This window comes from Pirellulales bacterium (assembly GCA_035499655.1).
Classification (GTDB): domain Bacteria; phylum Planctomycetota; class Planctomycetia; order Pirellulales; family JADZDJ01; genus DATJYL01.
In genome coordinates, this window is the sequence record DATJYL010000194.1 from 1 (window position 1) to 11,163 (window position 11,163).

Annotated in this window: 6 protein-coding genes; 5 read left to right on the forward strand and 1 reads right to left on the reverse strand. The window is 57.9% G+C overall.

Annotated features, from left to right (window positions below; translation table 11 throughout):
* The 5 genes from VMJ32_14190 to VMJ32_14210 all read left to right on the forward strand — a co-directional run.
* Positions 1-312: hypothetical protein (locus VMJ32_14190; GenBank protein HTQ40172.1), on the forward strand; the 312-nt coding region annotated here is incomplete at its 5' end.
* Positions 313-372: 60 nt separating this feature from the next.
* On the forward strand, positions 373-1,989 hold the full coding sequence (locus VMJ32_14195; GenBank protein HTQ40173.1) for a hypothetical protein: 1,617 nt from the start codon (positions 373-375) through the stop codon (positions 1,987-1,989).
* A 73-nt stretch (positions 1,990-2,062) separates the two neighbouring features.
* A complete protein-coding gene (locus VMJ32_14200) occupies positions 2,063-4,258 on the forward strand; it encodes a hypothetical protein (GenBank protein HTQ40174.1) in 2,196 nt (731 codons plus the stop codon).
* Between the two features lie 326 nt (positions 4,259-4,584).
* Complete coding sequence (locus VMJ32_14205) at positions 4,585-9,429, forward strand: hypothetical protein (protein HTQ40175.1); 4,845 nt, start codon at positions 4,585-4,587, stop codon at positions 9,427-9,429.
* A gap of 244 nt (positions 9,430-9,673) precedes the next feature.
* The gene (locus tag VMJ32_14210; protein HTQ40176.1) at positions 9,674-10,081 is read left to right on the forward strand and encodes a DUF423 domain-containing protein; all 408 of its coding nucleotides are present in this window, start codon (positions 9,674-9,676) and stop codon (positions 10,079-10,081) included.
* Positions 10,082-10,286: 205 nt separating this feature from the next.
* Here the strand turns inward: VMJ32_14210 and VMJ32_14215 are convergent, their stop codons facing one another.
* Positions 10,287-10,859 carry a sigma-70 family RNA polymerase sigma factor gene (locus VMJ32_14215; GenBank protein HTQ40177.1) on the reverse strand — a complete coding sequence of 191 codons (573 nt, stop codon included), beginning with the start codon at positions 10,857-10,859 and terminating at the stop codon, positions 10,287-10,289.
* Positions 10,860-11,163 lie beyond the last annotated feature (304 nt).

An 11,163-nucleotide genomic window follows, 5' to 3' on the forward strand; every position in this document is an offset into this window, starting at 1 on the left:
GATTTGGGAATCGACATGCCGGTGATGGTCAACACCCAGACGAATTTCGACACCGTGACTGTCACGGATCCCAACGTCGCAGGCAATGGACCCATGGGGGCGGGTCCGGCCATGCCGGGAGTGAATCCCGGCGCGGCAGCCGCAGCCCCGGCTCGAAACAACTCGCAGACGGTCGGCGAATATCCGTTTGTGATCGAGTTTATTTGGAAACCGACGCCGTATTCGCAGCGTCAAAAAAATCGCCTGAATGCTGAAAAACAAAAAACTCCTGATCAAGAGCAACCCAAAGTGGCGGCCGCACCCGGCGGGTAAGAGAGAACACTACGCAAAGGATGTCCCCCATCATTTGAACGCATCAAAGCAATCGTTGCCATGGACAAAGTAAAACTATATCTCGAAATCGCGCGCAAGTATCACTTTTGGATTCTGTGCGCATTTTCCGCGGTGGCGGGCTTAATGGCTTGGTATTTGGCCAGCGGAAAACTATCCGCGCAATTTCAACAGGACAGCCAGCAGATCAACGGGGTGTTTTCCAGTTTGCGGGGAGTTTCCGCTGACCAGCCGCACGATGATTGGACGGATGGAATAAAAAAAGAGACCGCCTCCATGGCCCAAGACGTAAAAGACGCCTGGGCCGCTTTATACAAGGAACAAAAAGAAAAGGTGTTTGTGTGGCCCAAGGAGGACTTGAGCGCCGACTTTCTCGCGGCCGTCGCGCATTTGGATGATCCAAACGCAGAGTTGTCGCGCAATTTGCGCGAGTACTATCAAGGGCGGGTGAAACAGCAAGTATCGGAGTTGGCGGGAATTGTGGACGCGCCGTCGCTCGATGATTTTTCAAATCAAGCCATCAATTTCGCAGGCGGGGCAACAGGCTTGGCACCCACCTACCACGTCGATTGGTCGAGCGCTTCGCAACAAGATATTCTGGCTTCATTTGATTGGACGGAACGGCCTTCCACGCTGTTGGTAAAATACGCCCAAGAGGAATTATGGGTGTATCGAGCGCTGTGCAACGTGATCAAAGCCGTCAACGAAGGCACCGCAGGAAAACCCGATGCCCATATCACAGAAATCAACGCCATGGACATCGCCTACAACGCGGTGGAAGATTCACCGGGGGGCACCGGCCTAAACCGCGTTATGCCTTTGGGAAATAGCGCGGCAGCAGCCGGCCCTGTTGCAGGGCCCACGGCTCCCGGCGATGCCAGCCACGCCCGGCCAGACCCAAAATTACGTGGGAAAAGGGAATCCGGACACATAAGCTTCGGGGGTGTTGCCAGCGCCGATGCCACAGCCAACCCCGATGATCTATTGAAGAACTATCGCTACGTGAAGGCCGACGGCACGCCGCTGATGAAGGATGATGTGGATGCCGACAGCAACGAATATCGACTGATGCCGTTCCGGCTGTTGCTCAAAATGGATGCCCGGTACGTGGATCGGTTGTTGGTTGCGTTCCGAAATTCCGTGTTGCCCATGGAAGTGCAGGAAGTTCGAATCAACCCAGAGCACACCAGTAATAGCGGCGGGGGCGGCGGTTTTTACCATGCTGCGGGGCCAGGATTACCCGGTGGCGGCCTGGCCGGTGAGCGTTCGGTCTTTTCCCCAGCCGCGCCGCAACAGCAACAACAAGAGCAATCGGTCACCGTCGAAATTCATGGGGTGGTGTACTTGCTTAAACCGCCCGATCCGCAAAAACTTCCGGTTGCCGCGACCACGGAGAATGCAGGCGCGACAGCTCCCACGGTGGTAGCTCCCACCGTGACTGTTCCGACCGCTCCGGCATCTAGCGCTCCAGATGCAGGAGGTCCAGCAACGGCTACCCCGGCTCCGGGAGCTGCGCCAGGCACTGGTACGCCGCCCGCGACTGATGCACCACCGGCCGCTGCCACGCCAGCGGGGACTAACGCTACGCCCCCGGCGGGGGCTGAACCTGTGGCGCCTGCGGGAACTCCTGCGGCGGCCGAAACTCCTCATAACCCATAAATATAAAGACGGCTAAAACGAGATGGTTGTCGGACGATCCCCAACCGATTCACGGGGAAAACGAGATTTGACAATGAAAGCAAAAATCAATTTCAATCCCGACGGAATCAAACGGTTTTTCATCACCAACGGTGAAAAAATTGTGTTTGCAGCGACGGTGATTATTTTTCTGCTGTTTCTCTATTCCACGATTACCGCCAAGCCCCTGGACGACAGCAAATCGCCCGAGGCGATCAAGCGCGAAAGCAGCCAAGTGGTGTCAAACATTCAATCTCCCACCTGGAGTGCACATCGAGGTGAAATGGGTTTGGAGCCGACGCACTTTGCCGACCAGGTTGCCGACGAAATACGCCCCATTCCTGGCCAGCGAGTCCGGCTAACTCGCGAGTGGAGCCCACCGTTGTTTCCTGAATTGATTAAACGCGCGGATCCAGAGATCTATGCGATAGAAGATTTACAAGTCGCCGCTGGTAGCGGCATTGTTCCTTACAAACCCAATGCATCAGGAGCGGGACAAATTCCGGGAGCGTCTGCTGGTCAACGGCTGCCGGGCGGACCGGCTCAGCCTGGTCTTCCGGGGGGCAGCGCGCGTGGGCCTGGTTTGCCTGGCGAGGGGGCATTGGGGCCGGGCGCGCGTGGTCCGGGTTTGCCCGGCGAAGGGGCATTGGGTCCGGGCGGACATGGTCCGGGTTTGCCCGGCGAAGGTTCCGGTTTCGGCCCGGGCGTTTCCGCCGCAGGACCATCGAGACTTGGTCAAGACGAGAATCTGCCGGGCGTTCGTGCTCCTGGGGCGGATGCCGAAGTAAAGTCTTATGTCATCATCACTGGCGCCGTGCCGGTGGATAAGGAAGCGGAAGAGTTTCGCCGTCGATTTGAAGCTGCTGTACCAGCGGCGCCAGATTCAGATCCCAATCATCAGCCCCTCGTTGCTCAAACCGATGTGCCTAACTATTTTTGCTTTTTGGTTGAGCGCAGCGAAGTCAAAGACGCCGGCGATGCCAAACGAAACTGGACGCCGATATTGTCCAAAGAAAACTTTGTAAATTCGGAGGCTCTCAAGGACTTGGCCAAGTGGTTTACGCAGGCCCCGGAAATCGTCCACCCCGATGACGTCTTTGCGCCGGTGCCATTTGGAAATCAATATTTTTACGTGACTTGGCCGCTACCGCCGCTGTTTTTGAAAAATTGGGGATTTGAAGCCGCCCATCCCAAAGTGAAATTGAATGTTGCTCAAACCACGGCCCCGGAAAATCAGCCCGACACAAATCAAAATGGAAATTTGGATTCCGTCACTCCCGACCGAACAGCGCAGATGAACGGGCGCTTCGGCCCTGGTTCGGAACACGGCCCGGTCATGCCAATGCGGGGACCGCAGGGCCCAGGCATGTCGGGTGGCTTTGGACCGCACGAAGTGCCGGGAATGGCCATGGGCGCGCAGTCGCAAACCGATTTGTCCGTGGATCCTTACAAATTGTTTCGTTTTGTCGATTTAACGGCCGAGCCAGGAAAAACCTATCGCTATCGCATTCAGCTGTTGCTTTACAATCCAAATTACGGATTACGGGATGATTGTTTGGATCCCAAGGTGATTCAAGCGGGCACCGCGAAAAAGAAATTCACGAATTGGTCCTCCTGGACTGAAACTCCGGCGATTACCGTTCCGTCGGAATATCATATTCTGGCCGACTTCTTAAGCGAGACGGGCAATCGGCTATCGGAATTAAAAGCCCACGTAAACCTTTTGGGATTTGCCAAAACACCGGTGGCTGAATCACAAACCGGCGCTACGCCGGCCAACTCCGACACTTGGGTGGAAGTGGTCAAGGACCGTGAGATTCCCTTGGGCGGGCTGGTGTACGTACACGATGAGGACCTCGACAAAGTTTTGGATATGTCGGCGGAATCAGTTCGTAAGGTCGAGAAAATATCGATCGACACCAATCAAAGCATGTTGCTGGATGCGCGCAACGACAAGCCGCTGGGGGACGGCAAATCGAAAGAAGCCACGGAATTATTGTTTATGGATGCCTCCGGCCGTGTTTTCGATGCTGGCCATGCCGCCGATAAGTTGGCGTTGGACGACTACCTGGAGCGATCCAAGCCGCCGGCAGAAATGACGCAATCAACAGGGGCAGAAACGCCGGTCACACCTCGGCCCGGTGAGCACGGCCGAGGTCCCGCATTGCCGTATGGGCGGCCGGGAGCTATCGGGCCGGGAACCGGCAAAGGTCCGCCAGGACCGGGCGCACCCAGTCGAGAAAGAAACTAAATCCAACCTCGCGATCATGCATTTGCTAGCATGCTGGAGCGATTTTTCGATCAGCTGGGTCTGAGTTGGTCTTGACCGGCTGTTTCTTGGCCGGTATTTATCCCGCCCTCGTCTGCGGTTTTCCCGGTTAGGTGGCAACGCCATTGGCCGCGGGATGCCTTGCCCAGCGCATTTGCGCCGGCGTGGAACGATAAGCATGTGATGCCGGATGTACATTTCCGGTGCTGTGATCACAACGTTCGTTTCCGGAGCATTCCCTGCCTGCAGCGTCGCCATAAAGACTTTTCGTAGTGGGTGCCTGTTCGGGCTATCGAGGGGAATCGATCATGGAGGATCGTGTGTTCAAAACCACGTCCAAACTAATTTTCGTTTTGACTTTGGCGGTTTGCTGGTCGCCGGCATGCGGTTGGGCAGGCGTCCAGTCGGCGTTGCCATTGTTACTTGGTGCGGCCAGTCTGGGTGACGATGGTCACTCCACCGTTGCGCAGGCAGATGCCTTGCTGCGCGAGGCCCGAGCCGCCATGTCTCTGGGGAAATACGAAGTTGCGGATGCGAAAATTTCCAGCGCGGAAGCTTTGCAGCCGAAGTATCCGCTGTTTCATATCGGCGATACGCCCAAGCGAGCGCGCGCCGATCTCGACAAGTTGTTGGCGGAAAAGGCCGGCGCCAATCGGAATGGGCCAACGCCGGGTGGAAAAACCCCAGCCGCGTCCCAGGATCCATTCCTCGCTCATCAATCACCAGCCAATTCCAATGCCGACGGCATGAAAGCCGCTGCGGCCAATTCCGCCGGCGCTAACGGTAAAAATACCAGCGGACTCAATGCAATTACCAGCGGAGCGAATGCCAACTCAAATGGATCCAATGCAATCTCCAGCGACGGCAAATCCATGGGCGCGACGCGGCCCTCTGATGTTGCCTCGCGGATGCAGCCTTTGCCGCTGGCCGTGTCGCAAAATCATTCGACGCCCGCTGGCCGCAGCTTGGCCGATTTGCAACAAGCAACTCCGCCGATTGTCCTGCCGCCCGTTGGCCAGACCCAATCGGCCAGTGGTTTGCGCATGCCAGCCGATACTGCAGAATTCGCGGCAGCACCGGCCGATACCAGCAGCAAATCGGCCCCGATGGCCGGGGGCATGGTTCCGCCGAATGCCCTGGCTGCCATGCCCGATGCCAACGAAGCCAATCCGTGGGAAAGCGACGGTCCTGCAAAGTCGAGTGGTGCCGATATGGCGCCGGCTAAGGCGGGCAGCGCAAATCTGGGGTCGGCCAAGACCGACAGTGACCAGATGTTGCCTGCAAACGCTGCGAGTGCCGGTTTCGTGCCGCCTCCGATGCAAGCTCGGCCGCGCTCCGAGGATGCAGTCACACACAGCCAAAACGCGGCCCGAAATCAAAGCGACGAATTGTTGCTGGCAGCCAGGCGGCTGCTGGCTCATGATGACCTCCTCAACGCGCAAGTCAAAATCGATCAGGCCCAAGGATTGGGCATCAGCTACAGCGCCTTGGACGACAGCCCGGCAAAAATTGAATCGCTGATTGTCAAACTTAAAAAATTGCCCGCCAATGTTACCGCCAGCGATGCGGAAAGCACACGGCGACTGCGAGCTGAAGTGCTGATGGAACAAGCCGAGGGTTTGCTGCGCTGGCACGATTTCGACGAAGCCCAACGGTTGGCCGGCCAAGCACAGCAGTTGGGCATCAATTATACAACGTTTGAAGCCCAGCCCGAGCAATTGCTAAATCGGATTTCCACGGCCCGGCGTGCGGCCGGTTTGCCGGATACGGCCGGTCCGACAACATTTGCGGCAGCGCCGGCCGCTTTGCCGAACGATCTCGCGGCCGTGCCAATTGAATCGGCCGACGTCCTCAACAAGCAGCGCGCTACGGAGATGGCCAAGCAAGCTCGCGCGGCCATGGCCCAAGGAGATTTGGCCACGGCAGAGGCCGTTGCGCGGCAAGCTGAATTGTTAGCCCCCGACACGGCGTTTGCCGCCAATGAAGATCGCCCCACGCTGGTGCTGCTCGACATCGAACGTGCCAAGCGCAATGGGGGTCCTGCGGCTGGAATTTCACCGGTCGATGGCAACGCACGCATTGCTGATGGCGGAGTGACCCCCGCGAGTGCTTACGAGCCGGTTCAAGCGGGCGGTCCGGTGGCGGCAAACGACAGCCGATATCCCAATGCCCAAGCGTTGTACAACCCCGACCAAGATTCCACTTACAACATGCCGGCCAGCAATTCGAGAAGCGGGTCGGACCACTCGCTATCGGCCAGCCCAGTGGTTGCCGCGGCCGCGCGGTCGGCGTCGACTTCTTCGCCATCGCCGATGGGCAATACGGAACCTACGCCTGAGAATGGCACCGGCGAAGGTCTGCGCTGGTATCGTGCCGGAGCGGAAGCGATGGCTAAATCTCGAACGGACGACGCCCTCCAGGATTTCCGACGCGCCTACGCATTCCAGGCTGAATTGGATCCGGAAACGCGGCAGGAATTGTACGATCATTTGAAAATTTTGGGGCAGCCCGTCGATCCCATGATCAGCGCCGAAGGCAACACCCGAGACGTCCTGGTAACGGGAGTACGGGCCAGCGGAGGCGCACCCCAAGCTGTTGGGCTCCCCGCGCCGGCCTCGCCGACTGTGGGAACCATGCTGGCTGCGGCAGCGGCCAGTCCTTCGATAAGCATGCCTCCCATGCCGCTGGACGGAACGACCGTCACCAGCGCCACGCTCTCGCGCCAAGTGGCGGCCGAAGTCACCCGGCAACAAAGTCTGGCGCGCGACATGCGCGAAAAACAGCCGAAGCAGGCGCTGGAGCTCCTGCAACGAACCCGCGATATGGTGGCATCAGTGGCCGGCCTGGACGCGGCCGCCAGAGAGCAAATGCTGCGGCGATTGGATTTGAGCATTCAAGATTTGCAACAGTACATTGCGGCCAATTCGCCGGAAATTGACCAGGAAGAAAAAAATCGGCAAGTGCAGCAAGACGTTGATCGCACCCGCAAGGAAAAAGTGGAAACCCAAGAAAAAGTGGCTGCGCTGGTCAAAGATTTCAATAAATTGTTGGACGAACAGCGCTATCCCGAAGCACAAGTCGTGGCCAAGCGCGCCACGGAGCTCGATCCGGAAAATCCCGTCGTCGTGCAATTGCAGGTGATGGCGAAAATGGTTTCCCGAGTAGCCTCCAACCAACAAGTGCAGGATCAACAGGAAGAAGGCTTCTGGGCCACGATGCAGGAAGTCGACAAGTCCGCCATTCCGTTCCCGGGTGATTATCAAATGCCCGACGCGAGAAAATGGGACGCCCTCAGCAAAAGCAAGTTCCGCCAACAGCGTGAAGGTGAAATGCACCACACCGCCAAGGAACAGGAAATTGAACAACGGCTGAGCACGCCGGTGGCGCTGAAATTCGACAAGCGGCCCCTATCGGAAGTGATCGAATACCTCGGCAAAATCGCGCAAGTGCCGACGTATTTGGATCCCCAAGGCCTCCAAGCGGAAGGCGTGCAAAGCGATACGCCCATCAGCATCGATTTGAGCCAAGACGTCTCGCTCAAAAGCGCGCTGAAGTTGATTTTAGAGCCGCTGCAATTGACCTATGTGATCAAGGACGAAGTGCTGAAAATTACCAGCATTGACGTCAAGCGGGGCCAACTTTATCCAGTAACTTATCCGGTCGGCGACTTGGTCATCCGGATTCCCAATTTTGCACCGACCGGTCAGGAAGGCATCAACGGTGCTTTCCGCGAAGCCATGGCGCGCAACGGTTGGGGCGGCGCGGCCGGAGGCGGCTTTGGAACCCCGGCGCCGGCCTTGGCGGTCAACGAACCGGCCAATAATTCGGTCATTAGTCCCACGCTGCTGACGCAGCAAATGGGCACCCGCGGCATTCCCATTCCGCTGAGCGGCAGTGGTCAATCGCAGTCCGGGTCGCCGCAAAACATTCCGTTTGGTCCGGGCGGCATGAAGGGAGGCGCTCAGGCCGACTTCGATACCCTGATCGACCTGATCACTTCCACCATTTCTCCTCAAAGTTGGTCGGAAATGGGCGGACCGGGCACGATTCAAGGTTACGACACCAACCTGAGCCTGGTCGTGAGCCAAACGCAGGAAGTTCACGAACAAATTGCCGACTTGTTGACGCAACTGCGCAAGCTGGAAGATTTACAAGTAACCATCGAAGTCCGCTTTATCACGCTAGAAGACGATTTCTTCGAACGGATCGGCGTCAACTTCCAATTCAATATCCCCACCAGCACCACGGTGCCCAATCCGCCGCCCTCGGCGCTACTGACGCCTCCGGTGACTGCGCCCCCCTCGTTTGGACCAGTAAGCCCTAGCGCCGTGGTTGGCTTGGATTCGTCGGGGGCAGTGACGCCGTTACAAGACATTCAATTCCGGCAGGGAGGGTTTGGATCGGCAATACCGACCTTTGGCGGGTTCGATGCCGGCTCGGCGGCGACGTTTGGGTTTGCCATCTTGAGCGACATTCAGGCGTTTTTTGTGGTGCAGGCCGCCGAGGGAGACACTCGCAGCAACGTCCTGCAAGCGCCCAAGGTGACATTGTTCAACGGGCAGCAGGCTACCGTGAGCGACACCACGCAAGTACCGTTTGTCACCAGCGTGATTCCGGTGGTGGGCGATTTTGCCGCCGCCCAACAGCCGGTGATTGTGGTCCTTTCGGAAGGTACTTCGCTCACCGTGCAGGCGGTGGTCTCCAACGATCGGCGGTTTGTTCGCTTGACCGTCGTGCCTTTTTTCAGCAACATCGGTGCGGTCAACACGTTCACGTTTACAGGCTCGACTTCGTCCACTCAAAAATCATCGGAATCGCAAAACAGCACCGATCAAAGCAGTTCCACGAGCAATGAAAACGATTCGTCGAATGTGGCCACGACGGTGCAATTGCCCCAGTTTTCCTTCGTGACCGTAACCACCACAGTCAGTGTGCCTGACGGGGGCACCGTATTGTTAGGTGGCATTAAGCGCTTGAGCGAAGGACGCATTGAGGAAGGCGTTCCGGTGCTCAGTAAACTCCCCTATATCAACCGGTTGTTCCGCAATACCGGCATCGGACGGACCACCACCAGCCTGATGATGATGGTCACGCCGCGCATTATTATCCAAGAAGAAGAAGAAAATAACTTGATCGGGCCGCCATCGCCGTAAGAGCTTTCCGTTGCCGGAAAAGCACATTTCGTCAGGCGTTTGCCCGACTTTTCAAAATTCCCCCCGAGCCGCCGGTGGTCGTGACTCATGTGCGATCGCCGGCGGTTTTTTTATTTGCCAATCACGGCGCACAATCAGCATTGGTCATTGGTGCTTGGTCATTCGTTCTTTGCCAGCTATGATTGCGGTCATTGCTGCCCGCTAAGCCGCAAGCGGATGGGCGCACACACGGGATCGCACAACCATGTCGCCACGAATCTGGATTATCCTTGGGGCCGTTTCCGCGGCGATTGGCGTCGGCCTGGGGGCGTATCATGCCCATGGCTTGGAAAAGGCACTAGTGGCCCGGGGGCTTACTGGCGATGACTTGCAAAAGCAGCTGCACAATGTCGACGTCGGCTTGCGCTACCAGATGTATCATGCGTTGGCGCTCGTTTTGGTCGGTTTGCTAGCGTTGCGGTCGCCAACGGTTTGTCTGAATATCGCCGGAGTGTGTTTTGTGGCCGGCACTCTGCTATTTTCCGGATGCCTGTATATTCCCGTGCTCGCAGAAATCAAACTGCCGTGGTTTTTAGTCCCCAGCGGCGGCGCAGCATTCATCGCCGGTTGGGTCGCGATGGCGATTGCCGGGTTGAAAATGAAATTACAATGACCGCAGCGCAAAAAATGACCTCCGCACAAAAAAGGGTAGTGGGCCAATTTGAACATAGCCCGACTGTGTCAGTCGGGAAAAGCGGCTGTCGGAATTTCAAATTGTCCCACCACCCAAAAAAGAGGCCCCGCGCGGACGGCACTAGAAAGCACCATCCACCGGGGCACATGGGGGAAGTCACTTGGTCAAAACACGCTTGTCACGTTCATGGCGCCATCGCCGATAATTCCTTCGCTAGCCGCTTACGGGCCACGTGCAGCCGGCGCTTGATGGTGCCGACCGGCGAGTCGAAACGATCGCTCATTTCGACCAGCGAATGGCCTTTCACGTAAAACGCCACCAGCGTTTCGCGGTCCATATTCTTCAGCCGCCTCAAGCCGGCCCGCACCTGCCGCTGCCGCTCGCCGGCCAAAGCCCGATCCAGCGGAGTGTGCCGCTCCACGGCGGAACCTTCCAGCGTTTCGGCTTCGGCGGTCACCAGCGGCTGCCGGCGCACGGCGCGGTTGATGGCCATGCGTCCGGCCATCGACCGCAACCAGCCGCCAAAGCATTCCGGCTCGCGGAGCTGATTGATTTTTTCCAGCGCGTGGATGAACACCTCCTGGCACAGCTCCTGCGCTTCGGCATGATTGCCCAAGCGGACCAGTGCGATGCCGTAGACCATGCGCTCGAACCGGACGCAAAGCTGGCCAAAGGCGGCGCGATCGCCATCCTGGGCGGCCGTTACCAGGTCCACAAGCTCTTCAGTCGTATTCGATTCATATGCGGTGGCGTTCATGATTGGTTCTCTCCGGGAAAGCCGAACTAGCAGTCGCCAAACGCTGGGGGCGGATGGCCGATAGGTCGGGGAAAGCCCAGTTACGGCAAGCAGCCAGTGGCGGCCGCTTCGGGGAGCCGTCACCAGGCGGGTTCGTCGAGTTGTCGGGCCTTTTTTGGCCCGTGGCGAACGTTGTGTTACGCCACTACGACGACTGCCGGTGACCGGCGCCGTACCACTGGGCACGGCTGCATCCCCGACATCCACGACGATTGCGTCGCGGAACAATCGGTTTGCCATGCTGTGGCACCGGTACGCAATTGCG